The sequence below is a fragment of the Falsibacillus pallidus genome, from assembly GCF_050990905.1.
Lineage (GTDB): Bacteria > Bacillota > Bacilli > Bacillales > DSM-25281 > Falsibacillus > Falsibacillus pallidus_A.
Genome location: NZ_CP158866.1, coordinates 852,313 through 865,901, shown reverse-complemented (window position 1 = coordinate 865,901; position 13,589 = coordinate 852,313). Strand labels below are relative to the sequence as shown.

General features: G+C 40.8%; 22 protein-coding genes. 9 read left to right on the top strand and 13 right to left on the bottom strand.

The window, feature by feature from the left end:
• Positions 1 to 39 precede the first annotated feature (39 nt).
• On the bottom strand, positions 40 to 1,209 hold the full coding sequence (locus tag ABTV07_RS04595) for an AI-2E family transporter (protein WP_433748074.1): 1,170 nt from the start codon (positions 1,207 to 1,209) through the stop codon (positions 40 to 42).
• Positions 1,210 to 1,403: 194 nt separating this feature from the next.
• Between ABTV07_RS04595 and ABTV07_RS04590 the strand changes: the two genes are divergently transcribed.
• From ABTV07_RS04590 to ABTV07_RS04580, 3 genes are all read left to right on the top strand, one after another.
• The gene (locus ABTV07_RS04590; RefSeq protein ID WP_433748072.1) at positions 1,404 to 1,586 is read left to right on the top strand and encodes a CsbD family protein; all 183 of its coding nucleotides are present in this window, start codon (positions 1,404 to 1,406) and stop codon (positions 1,584 to 1,586) included.
• A 140-nt stretch (positions 1,587 to 1,726) separates the two neighbouring features.
• On the top strand, positions 1,727 to 2,437 hold the full coding sequence (locus ABTV07_RS04585; RefSeq protein WP_433751099.1) for an SDR family NAD(P)-dependent oxidoreductase: 711 nt from the start codon (positions 1,727 to 1,729) through the stop codon (positions 2,435 to 2,437).
• 18 nt (positions 2,438 to 2,455) lie between these two features.
• Positions 2,456 to 2,830 (top strand): MerR family transcriptional regulator, encoded by a 375-nt coding sequence (locus tag ABTV07_RS04580; RefSeq protein WP_433748070.1) that lies wholly within the window; start codon positions 2,456 to 2,458, stop codon positions 2,828 to 2,830.
• 490 nt (positions 2,831 to 3,320) lie between these two features.
• Here the strand turns inward: ABTV07_RS04580 and ABTV07_RS04575 are convergent, their stop codons facing one another.
• Positions 3,321 to 3,716, bottom strand: coding sequence for a VOC family protein (locus ABTV07_RS04575; protein WP_433748068.1), 396 nt, complete (start codon positions 3,714 to 3,716; stop codon positions 3,321 to 3,323).
• Between the two features lie 467 nt (positions 3,717 to 4,183).
• Here ABTV07_RS04575 and ABTV07_RS04570 point away from each other — a divergent pair, with 467 nt between their 5' ends.
• A complete protein-coding gene (locus ABTV07_RS04570) occupies positions 4,184 to 4,777 on the top strand; it encodes a kinase (protein ID WP_433751096.1) in 594 nt (197 codons plus the stop codon).
• Between the two features lie 56 nt (positions 4,778 to 4,833).
• On the opposite strand, the gene ABTV07_RS04565 is transcribed toward ABTV07_RS04570, so the two are convergent.
• The 5 genes from ABTV07_RS04565 to ABTV07_RS04545 are packed head-to-tail and all read right to left on the bottom strand — an operon-like array spanning position 4,834 to position 6,932.
• Positions 4,834 to 5,250: a DUF4181 domain-containing protein gene (locus tag ABTV07_RS04565; RefSeq protein WP_433748066.1), complete on the bottom strand. Its 417-nt coding sequence runs from the start codon at positions 5,248 to 5,250 to the stop codon at positions 4,834 to 4,836.
• A 27-nt stretch (positions 5,251 to 5,277) separates the two neighbouring features.
• Positions 5,278 to 5,694 (bottom strand): DUF4181 domain-containing protein, encoded by a 417-nt coding sequence (locus tag ABTV07_RS04560; protein ID WP_433748063.1) that lies wholly within the window; start codon positions 5,692 to 5,694, stop codon positions 5,278 to 5,280.
• A 59-nt stretch (positions 5,695 to 5,753) separates the two neighbouring features.
• Positions 5,754 to 6,230, bottom strand: coding sequence for a hypothetical protein (locus tag ABTV07_RS04555; RefSeq protein WP_433748061.1), 477 nt, complete (start codon positions 6,228 to 6,230; stop codon positions 5,754 to 5,756).
• An 11-nt stretch (positions 6,231 to 6,241) separates the two neighbouring features.
• A complete protein-coding gene (locus ABTV07_RS04550) occupies positions 6,242 to 6,778 on the bottom strand; it encodes a nucleoside deaminase (RefSeq protein ID WP_433748059.1) in 537 nt (178 codons plus the stop codon).
• On the bottom strand, positions 6,771 to 6,932 hold the full coding sequence (locus ABTV07_RS04545) for a hypothetical protein (RefSeq protein WP_433748056.1): 162 nt from the start codon (positions 6,930 to 6,932) through the stop codon (positions 6,771 to 6,773). The genes ABTV07_RS04550 and ABTV07_RS04545 overlap by 8 nt, the downstream gene beginning before the upstream one ends.
• Before the next feature lie 383 nt (positions 6,933 to 7,315).
• Between ABTV07_RS04545 and ABTV07_RS04540 the strand changes: the two genes are divergently transcribed.
• Complete coding sequence (locus ABTV07_RS04540; RefSeq protein WP_433748054.1) at positions 7,316 to 7,573, top strand: hypothetical protein; 258 nt, start codon at positions 7,316 to 7,318, stop codon at positions 7,571 to 7,573.
• Between the two features lie 18 nt (positions 7,574 to 7,591).
• On the top strand, positions 7,592 to 7,969 hold the full coding sequence (locus tag ABTV07_RS04535; RefSeq protein ID WP_433748051.1) for a nuclear transport factor 2 family protein: 378 nt from the start codon (positions 7,592 to 7,594) through the stop codon (positions 7,967 to 7,969).
• Positions 7,970 to 8,021: 52 nt separating this feature from the next.
• Here the strand turns inward: ABTV07_RS04535 and ABTV07_RS04530 are convergent, their stop codons facing one another.
• From ABTV07_RS04530 to ABTV07_RS04515, 4 genes are all read right to left on the bottom strand, one after another.
• Complete coding sequence (locus ABTV07_RS04530) at positions 8,022 to 8,786, bottom strand: helix-turn-helix domain-containing protein (protein ID WP_433748049.1); 765 nt, start codon at positions 8,784 to 8,786, stop codon at positions 8,022 to 8,024.
• A 136-nt stretch (positions 8,787 to 8,922) separates the two neighbouring features.
• A complete protein-coding gene (locus tag ABTV07_RS04525) occupies positions 8,923 to 9,105 on the bottom strand; it encodes a PspC domain-containing protein (RefSeq protein WP_433748047.1) in 183 nt (60 codons plus the stop codon).
• Positions 9,106 to 9,138: 33 nt separating this feature from the next.
• Entirely contained in the window at positions 9,139 to 9,729 is a 591-nt protein-coding gene (locus ABTV07_RS04520; protein WP_433748044.1) for a DUF2441 domain-containing protein, read from the bottom strand.
• Positions 9,730 to 9,732: 3 nt separating this feature from the next.
• Positions 9,733 to 10,785 carry an alpha/beta hydrolase family protein gene (locus ABTV07_RS04515; RefSeq protein WP_433748041.1) on the bottom strand — a complete coding sequence of 351 codons (1,053 nt, stop codon included), beginning with the start codon at positions 10,783 to 10,785 and terminating at the stop codon, positions 9,733 to 9,735.
• Between the two features lie 143 nt (positions 10,786 to 10,928).
• Between ABTV07_RS04515 and ABTV07_RS04510 the strand changes: the two genes are divergently transcribed.
• From ABTV07_RS04510 to ABTV07_RS04500, 3 genes are read left to right on the top strand one after another with little or no spacing between them, the layout of a single operon-like run.
• Positions 10,929 to 11,270, top strand: coding sequence for a PadR family transcriptional regulator (locus ABTV07_RS04510; protein ID WP_433748038.1), 342 nt, complete (start codon positions 10,929 to 10,931; stop codon positions 11,268 to 11,270).
• Complete coding sequence (locus ABTV07_RS04505) at positions 11,263 to 11,745, top strand: hypothetical protein (protein WP_433748036.1); 483 nt, start codon at positions 11,263 to 11,265, stop codon at positions 11,743 to 11,745. The genes ABTV07_RS04510 and ABTV07_RS04505 overlap by 8 nt, the downstream gene beginning before the upstream one ends.
• Positions 11,742 to 12,269 (top strand): permease, encoded by a 528-nt coding sequence (locus ABTV07_RS04500; RefSeq protein WP_433748033.1) that lies wholly within the window; start codon positions 11,742 to 11,744, stop codon positions 12,267 to 12,269. Before ABTV07_RS04505 ends, ABTV07_RS04500 begins: the two co-directional genes overlap by 4 nt.
• 243 nt (positions 12,270 to 12,512) lie before the next feature.
• Here the strand turns inward: ABTV07_RS04500 and ABTV07_RS04495 are convergent, their stop codons facing one another.
• Positions 12,513 to 13,124, bottom strand: a complete 612-nt coding sequence (locus tag ABTV07_RS04495) for a Type 1 glutamine amidotransferase-like domain-containing protein (protein ID WP_433748031.1) — start codon at positions 13,122 to 13,124, stop codon at positions 12,513 to 12,515.
• A gap of 114 nt (positions 13,125 to 13,238) precedes the next feature.
• On the bottom strand, positions 13,239 to 13,499 hold the full coding sequence (locus ABTV07_RS04490; protein ID WP_433748029.1) for a hypothetical protein: 261 nt from the start codon (positions 13,497 to 13,499) through the stop codon (positions 13,239 to 13,241).
• Positions 13,500 to 13,589 lie beyond the last annotated feature (90 nt).

Below are 13,589 nucleotides of genomic sequence, written 5' to 3'. Positions count from 1 at the left end.
AGAAATGCCTGTCCCTTTTAATCAAGGGCAGGCATTTTTTTATTCTACCGGGTCTTCCAGCTCGATTTTACGGTCTGAATAGAGTTTGGAATTCAGTCTGATGAATTGGTAGAGATGTGTGACGATTACTTTCAAGACAGCGTATCCCGGAACGGCAAGGATGATTCCGACGATTCCGAACAGGTTGCCTGCTGTCAAGATGACGAAAATGACGGTGATCGGATGGATCTCCAAGCTTCGTCCCATAATCTGCGGCGAAATCAGTTTTCCTTCCAAGAGCTGTACGATGACCCAAACGATTGCCAGCTTCAGCAGCATGAATGGAGAGTCGATGACAGCAATGACAAATGCCGGCGAGATGGCGATGAACGGCCCGAGATACGGAACCACGTTGGTCACCATGGCAATGACTGCGAGCAGCAAGGCGTAATCGAGTCCAATGACCAGATAGCCGATGAATAGCAGCACTCCGATACATAATGAGACAAATATCTGCCCCCGGATATAGGAACTCAGTGCATGGTTCATGTCCTTCAAAATCAACTTGGCTTCCCCGCGGGTTCTATTTGGAAGAAACTTCGTGATGTAATTAGGGACATTCCTTCCGTCCTTCAATAGATAGAACAGCAGGAACGGCAAGACAGCAACGGAAAGGACAATTTCAGTCACTGTTCCGACAAATGTGATCAGTCCGTGTGAAAAGCCTGAGGCATATTTTTGGATATACCCTGTTACGTCTTTGGTCATTTTATCGATATTCGTATTGGCAGATTCAAGCCCCTTCTGAACATAAGGATTATGTGAGAGCGTCTGAATTGAATCCTTGAACTCCTTCCGGATATCCGGTACGTTGTCGACAACGCTTTGAATCTGATTTTTCAAAGGAGGAATGACTGAAGAGACGATGACGGTAATGGCGCCGATGATGACAACATATAAAAGCACAATGGCCAGCACCCGTTTGCAGCCCTTCCTTTCAAGGAAATCAATGATCGGATTGAACAGATAGAAGCAGACCCCTGCGAGAATCATCGGAAGGAAGATCGTCCGGACAAATATGATGAACGGTACGAGCACGAATCCGATTTTTGACAATGCCAGGATTGTCATACTTAGTATGAAGACAATGATGGTGTAGACAACAAATCTACTATTTAAGACTTTCTCTTTAAATACCGTTTTCTTTGGATCTTTGTTCTGAAACTCCAATATCCACAACTCCCTATATAAACAACCTTTTCTCTATTTTACTTAATATGCATCAAATTAGTATACCCATATTTTACAATTCTCTAACTTCCTTTTCTTTTGGTAAATGTTACCCTTCGCTAATGTGTTTAGCGGCCGTTCTCAGCGGCTATTTAATACCTAAGCAAAAAATACAACGAAATGAGGGATTTTAAATGAATGGCAATGGTAAAGAAGATCAGTTAAAAGGCAAAGGAAACCAAGCAAAAGGCGAACTGAAAAAAGAATGGGGCAAAATGACAAACGACCCTGAAAAAATTGCTGAAGGGCAGCATGATAAAGACAAAGGAAAAGCGCAAGAACATGTAGGCAAAGTAAAAGACGCATTCGGTAGATAAGCAAGCTGGAAAAGACGTGGATTCCACGTCTTTTTTTATTTGGTCAAATTATTTTCACTCCTACCCCTTGACCTCAACTTAGGTTTAGGTTGTATCTTTAAACTATAAACAAAAATCCGAATCCAATGGAGGAAATAATGATGACAAAATATGCGTTTGTAACAGGTGCCAATAAAGGGATTGGCTATGAAGTCGTTCGCCAGCTGGCGGAAAAGGAATACCACGTTTTCTTGGGAGCGCGCAATCCTGAACTCGGTGAGAAAGCCGTCGAGTCTTTAGGACTTCCAAATGTTTCACTGGTAATTGTAGATATTTCGAAAACGGAATCCATCCAGGGGGCAGTTAAACAAATTCAAGAAGTGACGGACCACTTGGATCTGCTTGTCAACAATGCCGGTATTGCCGTCGACTTCAACATCAAGCCGAGCGAATTGAAAGTGGAAGCACTGCGCCAGGGGTTTGATGTCAATTTCTTTGGCACTTTCCAAATGATTCAAACTTTCTTGCCGCTCGTTCGAAAAGCAGCTCGCGGAAAAATTGTGAATCTGACTACAGATATGGCGTCCCAGACAATGTTTGCAAACGGCGAGGCTGGTCCTTTAAACCTTTTGGGATACAATTCCTCAAAGACTGCTGTTAACTCATTGACATTGGCTTTTGGCAAGGAATTCGGGGAAAATGGTCCAGAAATATTCAGTGTGACGCCTGGATTCACAACAACCGACTTGAACGGAAATGCCCCTGGCGGCAAAACGCCTGCAGAAGGTGCCGAAATCATTGTTGACTACGCTTTAAGCGAAACCAATTATCATGGTAAAATCTTAAATAAAAATGGCATCATTCCTTGGTAATGCCGAAAGGAAAATAAGATGAACTATACCATCGGACAAGTGGCAAAAATGAAGGATTTGTCGATCTCCCAGCTCCGCTACTATGACAACCAGGGACTCCTCCCTTTTCTAAAACGGACAGAAAAAGGCGATCGGGTATTTGATGAAGATACTCTTCGTTTTTTGGAACTCATCATTTGCCTGAAAGACACAGGCATGCCGATCAAAGAAATCAAGCAGTTTGTTGATTGGTCCATGAGCGAAGATGGGAACACCCCAGTGCGGATTGAGATGATGAAGCAGCATGAAGCAGCCGTTCAGCAGCAGATCCGGGACACGCAAGAAAACCTTAAAAGGATTCAGGCGAAGATCGCAAGGCTCGAGCGGGAACTGGTGGAAGGGCGGCTGGATTAGGGATTAGGGATAAAAAAAGACCAGGTATGGTCTTTTTTTATTTGTTGTTTCAAAGGTGCTGTTTCAAAGGTGCCTGTCACGCCCCGGTTTTTGTCGGATAACGTCGAGGTTAGTCGATGGAATATGTTTATTAGGATGTCGAATTGGGCACTAGCGCATAGGATGGTCCTTTTGGTTCATAGGGATCGTAAATTCGCGCATAGCGGGCGAATTCTCGCGCATAGACTATGAAAATTCGCGCATAAGAATAGGTTTTTCGCGCATAAAGCCTATCAATAGGTGGAATCTACTCCGATTTTCTTGCTATTTTACTCCCTATGCCCCTTCAAAAAGACAAATCCTTCATTATTAACCTGCATTTTGCCCCTAAGCTCTCCGCAAAAGGTCATTTCTTCAAATTTTCATGCCCATTTTGTCCTTCGATTATATTTGCAAGTACATTTCACTCGATGCCGCGCTTCTTTTTCTATTCATTCTGAAGATCTCCCGCTTACTTCCAATCCATCTGCCAGGAGACTCCAAATCGATCGTTGACCCAGCCGAATTTTTTGCTGAATCCATAGTCGCCAAGGGGCATCAATGCTTGTCCATCTTGGCTGAGCGCTTGATAGTACGCGTCGATTTCCTCTTCTGTATCGCACGTGATAAAAATGGAGAACGACGGGGTGAAGTCAAACTCGTGCTTGGTGGGACTTTCGAAAAACATGAATTCCTGCCCCTTAAATGAGACGGTGGCACTCTTCAACGTTCCTTCCTCCTTGCCCATTTCATCCGGACCATAACGTTCCATATGTAGTATCTCTGAGTCTGAAATTACATTCATATAAAATGTGAGCGCTTCTTCTGCATTTCCTTGAAACATCAAAAATGGCGTAATTTTGGCCATTACGATTCAACTCCTCATTAAGTTATAAGAATAACTTCCCTATTAATATTTCCAATCCCTTCTCTCTAAAGAATATTTTACGTAAAAAGCAGCCCAGAAGTTCTCCTTCTTCCAGGCTGCTTTATCGATAATCTAAAAAATCGAATCCAAACGTACGATACTTTTAAGGTGGTGGTCGAGCATATGCCTACTCTTGTTCGATTGCCAGTAAAACTCTTCTCCTTTTGACTTAACTCCTCGCGGCCAGGATTTTAAGATAAAAGGAGAAGATAGAACTTAAGCCAAATCGGTCTGGCTTGCTATTACTATATTCGATTGGGACAGGCAGGGTAATAGGTCAATTAACTTTTTTTATAGAAAATGAGAATGATGCCCAGCAGGATACTTTCCTGAAAATAGAGAATGTAGGGGTATGACAAATATAAAGGGGAATGAATCGAATATGGTGGTTATTAATGACTAGTCGTATGGTAGATAATTTAAGCAAAATTATGAGCACTATCCCCTCTCTTGAACATGGCCAAAGGTTCGTTCTTGGAATTGACGGCTTGAGCCGTTCAGGGAAAACAACTTTGACCAATAAAGTAGTGCAGCAGCTTAGAGAGAGGAATGTAGTTGTCTTTCTTTTTCACATTGATGACTACATTGTGGAAAGAAAAAAGCGCTACGACACCAGATTTGATGAGTGGCATGAGTATTATCATTTGCAATGGGATGTGAAGTGGCTTTCTGATCATTTTTTCGCCAAATTAAAAAATGCGGATGAACTCCAGCTGCTTATGTATGTTGATGCTTCAGATGCTCAGAAGCTAGTTGCAACACAACTGCCTGAGACTTGCGTCATTATTATAGAAGGCGTTTTTCTGCAGAGAAAAGAATGGAGGCATTTTTATGATGTGGTGATTTTTGTGGATTGTCCGAGAGAAAAGAGATTCAGCCGGGAAAGTGAAGATACTCAGGGAAAGATTGAAAAATTTCAGCATCGGTACTGGAAAGCCGAGGATTATTATATAGAGGCGGAAAATCCATTGGTTGAGGCTGATTTGGTTATACAGAATTAATTAAATGAGGAGGGAAATAAAATCCCTTCTCACTTAATTTCAATTGTTGATAGACTTTATCCAAACCAACCAAAGAAACGTGTGGAAACCATTGTGCCCAACAGGATGCAAATAAACAATAATTGATACGCAGTCACCAGATATTGTTTTTTATTCTTAGCGTACTTTTTTTCCATAAATGCTCTCACTGCTTCAGTGAAAATGATGAAAATGAACAGAAGATTATATGTTTGTAAATACCATGGAGTGTTGATGAACCCATTCTTTGCGTTTAAAGCAAACTGAAATACGAGAAGTACAATGACACTGATACGAATGGTCCAGTCAATTTTTTTATGACGTTCATTGACATGGTTGTAGGAAAACCACTTCATCCGTTCAACTTTGAATATCTTCCGCAAAATCCAATTTAAACTAAACATTACTACACCGATGCCTAGCAATACCAAGATAAATTTTAATCCAAAACTCATGTTAGTTCCTCCCTTACAAGAACAGCCTCACCCAAACCACCCAAAGAAATCGGTGGAGTACAGCACACCAATCGTCGTGCATGTGAACAATAATTGAAACGTAGTCACAAGGTATTCTTTCTTATTTTCTGCATACAGCTTTTCCATTATGGCCTTCACTGCTTCAGAAAAAATTAGATAAAATAAAAAGAGATTATACGGTTTTGAATACCAAGCCTCATAAAGATAGTCATATTTTACGACTATGATGAATTGAAGTAATAAAATTCCTAGTCCAAAAAATTGAATCGTCCTATTAATCCTTCTATGCCTTTCGTTGACACAGTAGTCAGAAGACATCGATCTCTTACCAGCCTTGAAAATCTTACGCAAAATCAGATTAATAATCATCATAAATCCAATTACACAAAGTATCATCAAAATCAGTTTCAACGAGAATATCATTTCAGTTCCCCTTTCACTGGCACACTCCTAATGGATTCCCATCAGGGTCATAGAATGTGCTAATGTACGATGATTGGACTCGTCAGCGCATAGGATGTGATCACATCGCCATTCAATTCCGTGATAGATGCTTTTATTGCACCATTTTCAATCATCTTCTTCATTTCTTTTGATTTGAGATCTTTTAATTCCATTGTGATTCCTGTACAAAACGTTTTTCCTTTCGGGGGCGCCTCTGAAAAGTCTGTATCCTTCTCATTGACCATATTCCGGCTGTCCAGTGTTTGCATGTAGTTTTCCTTGATGAAAGGCTTTAATTTGTCACTTACATCAAACGAGATTAAAAAAGGCTTCAGTGTCTTTTTTTCTTGTTGATTATTTTGGATGCAGACTCTCGGAGCAAGGAGCCCTTCTCCTTCAACAATGGCCACATGGCTACCGGATTGCATTATGCTCAATCGCTCATCCTTGGAATCCTTTTGACCGCAGCCCGTGAGCAGGCATCCGGCGAGCAGCAATAGTGTGAGTTTTCTCAATTGAAGACCTCCTAAACAGAGTCGATGGATTTTCGTAAATTCATGATATTATTAGGATTCAGTGACCATTGTTTCATTAGTTCCATTTGCTTTACCTTTAAATCTTCAAAAGGTTCTTCGACCACTTCTACCTCATTAAAACGCTGATTAAAGAGGCTGGCATCTCTTATTTTTCGATATCCGCCAAAACCTTCATCATCATTGTGGATCCAGACTACTCTTTTAATATTGGCAAACAAGAGCCCGCCCGTACACATGGGACATGGTTCCAGTGAAGTGTAAATGGTGAAATGTTTCTTCTGCGCTTTTCCCTCTAAAATTAGCGGACCTGCATTTCTAATGGCGTCGATTTCAGCATGGGCTGTTAGATCTTGCTGAGGGTGCACTCTATTGCGTCCTTTTGAAATCATATTTTGGTCTTCATCCACAATTACTGCCCCAACCGGATAAGTGTTTTCCAATAATGCCTTTTCAGCTTCTTGTAGTGCAAGTGTTAAGAAATACCGGTCAACATCGTTTCTCAAATTTATCTGTTCATGCCTATTCATCGTTCTTCATTCCTTGACTGATTCTTTTCAACAGCACCATCATTTCATTCGTTTCCGATTGCTGCTCTTCGCTCATTTTCTCGAGTTTCTTTATTTTAAATGCCAAATAAAGAATGATAATAAATTGAATGATGATCAGAATTTCCATCACCATGCCCCTCTCCTCCATTCATAAGAATAGTTTGTCATCCCCTGAACATTTTCCAGAAAATAGGAAAAATAACTAATATGACGACACTGTATATTAAAGAAATCAGCACATCTTTTTTCCATGAATTCGGACTGGGATGTCGGTTGGTCACCCGCTGAAAAACCAAACAGATAACCCACCAAATCAATAAATTATAAAGTATTGCCTGGAAGCTGTCGTACATCATCTGCAGCACTTCCTTTCATTTGTGAAAACTGAATTGGTTCCTTACTGTTAATTTTATCAAAATATAGAAAAAATTATAAGGAATTTTCAGAAAATGATTTGTAGCTGTGATATGATTGATGGGAAATTATGTATGACTAACGGAGGATGGTGTAGACAATTTGAACCTTCTTGTATCCATTATTTTTTCAACCATCTTAGGATGCATCTTACTTTTAGTCAGTCCTGTTTATGGCGGATTGATCGCCTTTGGAATAGTGGCTGGATGTTTGTTTAGAGGTCTCTTCCTTTTGAATGAAATCAACAAAAAGCTTACGAAGTCATCACGAAAAACGGATTATGTTTATGCTTCGTTAAAATCAAAACGGGAAGAAAATGAGGACGATAGCAAAGGGAATTATGTGAATTTTGAAGGGTGAATATTAAGGAGGTTACACATGACATCTATACAAGCAGTGTTAGATGCCTATTTCGAGTCATGGAACGATGGGTTCATCAGCAAAAATGCAGATGGAATCAAGAGCTTTATGTCAAAAAAATTTGTCGGGTATTGGGCGCATTCCAACATCGATCAGCCTGAATTTTATACTTATGACTATGACATTAATGGTGTGTTAAACCATGTGAAAAATGCTAAAAAAAGTTTCACTGCTCATTCCATTACCGAACGGAAAAATGGTGGGCAAATCATCGTAACAGGCAGGGAAACAAGTTTAATAAGCGGCGAAACCTTTGCTGCTCAATGTATGTTCATATGGGAAAAAGAAGAAGATCAATGGAAACTTTTAAGGGAATACATAGAGTTGGAAAGGTAATTTTCATGATGAAAAACACATCCATCGACTGAATGTGTTTTTGGAAAAACCTCTATTTGGTAACCACATGAAAATTAGTGGTATCTAAGAAAGGGAGGATTGGTGCGATTTCTTGGATACCTTTGGCTGCTATCGCTTCACGGGCAAGCTCGTTCAATAATTCTCCCTCGATAAACGGACAAATGGACACGATGGAAGAGATCCCTTCCTTCTCAAAGCTGTTCCTTGCACATTCATTTAAAATGCTTTGACTGACAAAGGGTGCGATGCTGCTTAACTCTTCTATGCCTTTTTGTTCAGTGTCCTTTACAGCAAATTCATCGATTTGGTCCTGGCTTAAAAAAGGAGCAATTACGCCAAGAGTTGATATTCCGCTTATCTCATATTCTTTTACTGCCCACTCATCGATATATTCCTGGCTGATAAACGGAGCAAGGATGGACAAATCATTTATCGTCATTTCCTCTTTCAAATGATTGAAGATTGAATCCGCCTGCTCCATTTTAAGGACCGGTGCAGCATTCATAAATTCCTCTTTAGGATTCTCCAATTCATCTATAAATGTGTCATCTGCGTTTTCCATTACCCCTTTTACCAACTGAGTCCCTTTCCCATTAGTAAGAATCTCATCGATCTCTACCCGGAAAATACGCGACAGGTCAGGAAGCTTCGAAATATCAGGCATCGTCTCGCCTCTTTCCCAGTTGCTGACTGCTTGAAAACTGACGCCAATTTGTTCTGCCAGCTCCATTTGGGTCATTTTCATTTCTTTCCTTAGACGGGCAATCTGCTTCCCCACTTTTCTCATATCAAACATCATCCAACCTCATTTCTATTATTTGGTTTCATTCTAGCAAGCTGGCGTAATTATGTGTATCAAGTGATGCTTGAATATAGGAGAAAAAGGGTTCAATGGTGGCTTGAATTCTTTCTGATTGCATATGCCCAAGACATTATAATCCCCGGGGACTATCCGGCATGGTATTTGCAAGAATAATATAGACAAGAATATTGGCAGGCAAGAAAATAAATATCAGCCTTACGATCAAGGAAGGGATGCCGAAATATTCCGCTATGCCTCCACAAACGCCTGTTATAGAAATATCTGTTTGTGATTTTCTTATCTTATTGTCCACGTGAGTTCCCCTTTTCTTATCTGATAAAAGCTATTATGACTGAGTAAAATCTTTTATTATCTCAACCACTTCAATGTTCCCGTTGATCAGCAGCTCCGGCAGCTCATTTTGGACATTCCCTTTCCAATAGGTCCTGGCCTGTTCGATTTTCTGTGCAAATGGAACCCCATCTTCTTTCGGCAGCAGACTGCCATCACCTTCAAAGGAAGCTCCATCCACTTTCAATTTCACAATCTGCAAAACTTTGCGGTTGTATGAATCAAATATTTCCTTCCACTTCAAGGCTTCATCATAGGTTTTTGATGCATATAAGCATGACAGGCGGGACGGATATTCCTGAAACTCCTGCAGCCGGACCATTTCCACAATCGTTTCCCTGATGGCTCTTATCGTTTGGTCCGTATACCTCACTGCCACATCGGCATCTTCTTTATTCAACGATAGTCCTTCTGTTGAATACTGTCCGTATATGATTTTGAAAAAGTCTTCTCCTTTGGTATTCAATTGCTCCCGCTCGAAGAAAAAGCGATACAAAGTATTTTTTTGATTTTCATCAAAGTGAATGACCTGACCGAGATGCATCTTCTGCCTGGTAACAATGTGATAAGCATAAAATGGATTCATTGGTTATCTCCTATCAATCTCTTGATAATGCATCGGATGGCCGCTGCCATTGATTTCTATCAAATTTTGATTCTTTATTTTTGGTACTTTAATTTCCGATTTAAAAAGCCCAACAAAAAATGTTGAAACAGCTTCCTGAATAGCAATTGAAACCGCTCGATTGGTTCCAAAAATTAATTTCCCCAAGGTAGAAAAAGTGAGATGATTGGCGCCAATAACCTTCATAAATATGCTTTCAGACGGCAACAGGCGGTACATCTTCTCTTGATTCATTATGTAGGAACATGCTGTTTCATGGTTATCTCCGATTACCGCTAAATATTCCTCATAGGAAGCTGCTTCCTGGCGAAGGTTCAAGACAGGTACATTAGGAGTTGCGTCTCCAATCAAATACAGACTGGCATCCAACAGCACGGCTCCCTTGACTCTATTGTCGATAGCAGCAGCATTAAAAGCAGCCGCCCCGCCTAGGGAATGCCCGATCACCCCAATCTGGTCGAGGTCAAATATCCCTTCAAAAATTCCTTTTTGATTCCACTTTTCCATGTAATCTAATACAAGTCGCATATCTCCTACTCTCGTATTCACCTGGATTCGGTCATCTGGAAATCTATCAGCCTGAGGAATGACTTTATTGTCGGGATAGATTGTGAATAAACTGTCGTAGGGGACGCTCAATGTTACAACGACAATTCCTTTTTGCACTAAGTCAGTGATTGTTTCCATGTACAGATCCCTGTCAATTCCAAACCCTGGTGATAAGAGCACTGTTGGAAAAGAAATTCCCTTAATTGGTTTTGCATTTTCGATGACTGGGATTTTTATTTCCTTTAACTTTTCTTCAGAAATGCCCGCATTGGCGAAGAATTGAACGGCTTCCTCAATGGCTGGGTAGAATAGCGAAGTAAGATCCCTTTCTTGCTGCTTGGTTCCCTCTCCAGTCGGATAAAATATGCTCAGTGGGAATGTCCGCTTTTCTTTTTCTCCTGTGAACAGCTCTTTTCTATTATCATCCTCTATGACTTTTACTGTTCGGCCAACCCCGTATTCATTCAATTCTGTGCATCTCCCTTTTTATCTTAATTTTAACACAAAATTCCAATTATTTTCACAACACACTGTTATTGACACTTAACTGTTATTAACAGTATACTGTCATTAGCAGTTAACAACAATTAATGAATAGGAGGTTTTATTTTATGAAACATACAGGACGACATACTGGTGCATTTCTATTGTTGTTTTTAACGGAAGGCGACAGCTACGGCGGGCAGCTTTTGCAGAAATGTGAGGAGGAGCTGCCGGTCAATCCGATTGATAGTGCCATACTTTATCGCACGTTGAAAAAGTTGGAAAATGAAGGGGCTATTGAGTCTTATGTGGATACCGTCCATCATGATAAGCCGATGAAGATGTACAGAATCACGGAGGAAGGCAAAAAACAACTTGGAGAATTCCAAAGGGACATTGAGGAGAAAATGAGAAATTTGTCTTTCTTTCTAACGAAATACAACGATTGGCAGGAATCCAGTCATGATTAATGGTGTAATTCTTTACGCGATTGCTCTTGTGCTCTTGGGCATTTCTTTTACAAAGGATCGTCAAAAAACGAAAGGGGCGCTTTTAAAAGCATGGAATATGTTCCGCAATGTGCTCCCTGATGTACTGGCTATCATGCTTTTTGTCGGGCTCTCTTTATCGATTTTGACGCCATCGTTCATTTCTTCAATGGTCGGGGAACAATCAGGAATCATGGGGGTCATTTATTCCAGCGTCATCGGTTCCATTGCGCTGATCCCGAGCTTTGTCGTCTTTCCGCTTGGGGCAGCACTCGTACACAATGGCGCAGGACTTCCCCAAGTAGCCGCATTGATGTCCACTTTAATGGCAGTCGGCATCACCTCCGTCCCGATGGAGCAAAGAATGTTCGGTCGAAGCTTTGCCTATTCACGTAACGCTTCTGCATTAGTGATGTCCCTTCTCTTCTCTTTAATTGTTTGGGTGGTGATGACATGAAGGAAATCAAGAAATACCGCTTTTTTATCCTGCTTCTAATAGGGCTGATCGTTTTGACCTTCATTAACCACGAAATGGGCTGGAAGGCATTTCGGCTGACAGGAAACAGCATCGTGAATATGCTGGTGCTGCTTCCACCTGTTTTAATCCTCGTCGGTCTGCTTGATAAATGGGTTGAGAAAGAGACCTTGATCAAATATATGGGAAGTGAATCAGGTTTCTACGGCATTCTATTCTCCCTTCTGATGGGAGTGGTCGCAGCAGGTCCCCTTTATGTGGCTTTTCCGATTGCGGCCCTTTTATTGAAAAAAGGAGCTGGCCTCCGGTACATTGTGTTTTTCCTTGGTGCCTGGACAACTGCAAAACTTCCAGTGCTAGTCTACGAGTTTTCCTCATTTGGAGCCCGCTTCACTTTAATCCACATCGGATTCGGGCTGGTATTTTTCTATGTGATGGGAATTATTTTTGAAAAATTCTTTGACCACAGGCAGCTCGTGAAACTGGATATTACGGAAGAAGCCTAGAAAAAAAGGATACAGAGCGTCTGTATCCTTTTTCCCATTTTAAATTTTTTCTAGTTTACGTGATTAAAAGTCTGAAAACTCGGGAATGATAGAGTTAACAAACCAAACAGGAGGAATTCAAAATGTTAACTACTAACTCTCTTACAATCACGGATTTTATCACAGAGGAACAGTTCGATTTAAACAGCTATCTTTCTCAATTGGTTCATAAGGAAGAGATTGCTGCGGAATAAGTAAAACCTTTTAAGTCGTGATTTTCGCAGCCAGTTTTTCATTTTTGAAATGAAGATTTTCATTGTCTTCCAGACGATAAAACGCACTGATGTTTGTTTGGACAGCTGCCCAATTGTCAAATTCATTTCGACGTTTATCTTTATTGTAATGAGGGCAGAAACTGCCTGATAAAAAACCTAATCCCGGGAATTCTTCATATTCGTCTTCTTCATTTTCGCTGTAGCATGTTTCGAACCAGCACATTGCTCCTGCGCTGATCCCTGCTAATATCACGCCGTTTTGATAGGCATTCCTCAATACTTGATCGAACCCTGTCCTTTGCCAGACTTCAATCATGAAGCGCGTATCACCGCCGCCTACATATATGATATCCAAATCATTCACAACCTCTTGAATATTCGGCGACTCAAAGTCCTTTATGCTTAAATGGCTTGGTTTCTCTGATTGGAAAGCCCAGTAAAACGCATCAATATATCCTTGTGCGTCATGGCTTGCCGCTGCAATAAAGGCGATGTTCAATGGCCCCTGTTTCCTAGCGATTTTTAATAAATACTCATCGATAAAGGATGTTTCTTCTGTTGAGAAGCCGCCGCCTGAAATGGCAAGTATATGTCTGTCCATTGATTTTTCCTACTTTCCTATGTATCTTTCACAACATAACTTCTACAAATTCCATCCAATACCCTTGTTTTCTATGCAAAAAAGCCTCCCCAAGACGGGAAGACCTTCATTCTATCAATCTTCTAAAAAGTATTCTTCAATCGCTTCTTTCATGCCATCCCATTTGGCCTTGTGCGCCGGTTTAGGGATATCCATGTGTTTTTCATATTTACACATAAAGCATGAGCAGCCCAGCTTTTCTTTCGATAGCCGTCCGGGCTGCTGGAGCCTGCGGTCAAATTCCACATCTCCTTCTCTTGCATTCAGGATGAATTTTTTCTTCCACTGGATCACCCTGTTTCGCTGATGCCGATAGTACGCTTGATTTCGTTGCATATATTCCACGCCTCCTTGAGATACATACGATCCCTTAGTGAGAGTCAAGGAATTGGAACTCTTCTCTACAGGAACGTATTAATAGACGTG

Excerpts from the sequence above, each read along its gene's own strand:
- ABTV07_RS04585 (WP_433751099.1), top strand. The coding sequence starts at position 1,727 with ATGACAAAATATGCGTTTGTAACAGGTGCCAATAAAGGGATTGGCTAT.
- ABTV07_RS04560 (WP_433748063.1), bottom strand. The coding sequence starts at position 5,694 with ATGATATTCTCGTTGAAACTGATTTTGATGATACTTTGTGTAATTGGA.
- ABTV07_RS04550 (WP_433748059.1), bottom strand. The coding sequence starts at position 6,778 with ATGAATAGGCATGAACAGATAAATTTGAGAAACGATGTTGACCGGTAT.
- ABTV07_RS04530 (WP_433748049.1), bottom strand. The coding sequence starts at position 8,786 with ATGTTTGATATGAGAAAAGTGGGGAAGCAGATTGCCCGTCTAAGGAAA.
- ABTV07_RS04535 (WP_433748051.1), top strand. The coding sequence starts at position 7,592 with ATGACATCTATACAAGCAGTGTTAGATGCCTATTTCGAGTCATGGAAC.
- ABTV07_RS04545 (WP_433748056.1), bottom strand. The coding sequence starts at position 6,932 with ATGGTGATGGAAATTCTGATCATCATTCAATTTATTATCATTCTTTAT.
- ABTV07_RS04490 (WP_433748029.1), bottom strand. The coding sequence starts at position 13,499 with ATGCAACGAAATCAAGCGTACTATCGGCATCAGCGAAACAGGGTGATC.
- ABTV07_RS04495 (WP_433748031.1), bottom strand. The coding sequence starts at position 13,124 with ATGGACAGACATATACTTGCCATTTCAGGCGGCGGCTTCTCAACAGAA.
- ABTV07_RS04575 (WP_433748068.1), bottom strand. The coding sequence starts at position 3,716 with ATGGCCAAAATTACGCCATTTTTGATGTTTCAAGGAAATGCAGAAGAA.
- ABTV07_RS04520 (WP_433748044.1), bottom strand. The coding sequence starts at position 9,729 with ATGAATCCATTTTATGCTTATCACATTGTTACCAGGCAGAAGATGCAT.
- ABTV07_RS04505 (WP_433748036.1), top strand. The coding sequence starts at position 11,263 with ATGATTAATGGTGTAATTCTTTACGCGATTGCTCTTGTGCTCTTGGGC.
- ABTV07_RS04570 (WP_433751096.1), top strand. The coding sequence starts at position 4,184 with ATGGTAGATAATTTAAGCAAAATTATGAGCACTATCCCCTCTCTTGAA.
- ABTV07_RS04565 (WP_433748066.1), bottom strand. The coding sequence starts at position 5,250 with ATGAGTTTTGGATTAAAATTTATCTTGGTATTGCTAGGCATCGGTGTA.
- ABTV07_RS04500 (WP_433748033.1), top strand. The coding sequence starts at position 11,742 with ATGAAGGAAATCAAGAAATACCGCTTTTTTATCCTGCTTCTAATAGGG.
- ABTV07_RS04590 (WP_433748072.1), top strand. The coding sequence starts at position 1,404 with ATGAATGGCAATGGTAAAGAAGATCAGTTAAAAGGCAAAGGAAACCAA.
- ABTV07_RS04510 (WP_433748038.1), top strand. The coding sequence starts at position 10,929 with ATGAAACATACAGGACGACATACTGGTGCATTTCTATTGTTGTTTTTA.
- ABTV07_RS04580 (WP_433748070.1), top strand. The coding sequence starts at position 2,456 with ATGAACTATACCATCGGACAAGTGGCAAAAATGAAGGATTTGTCGATC.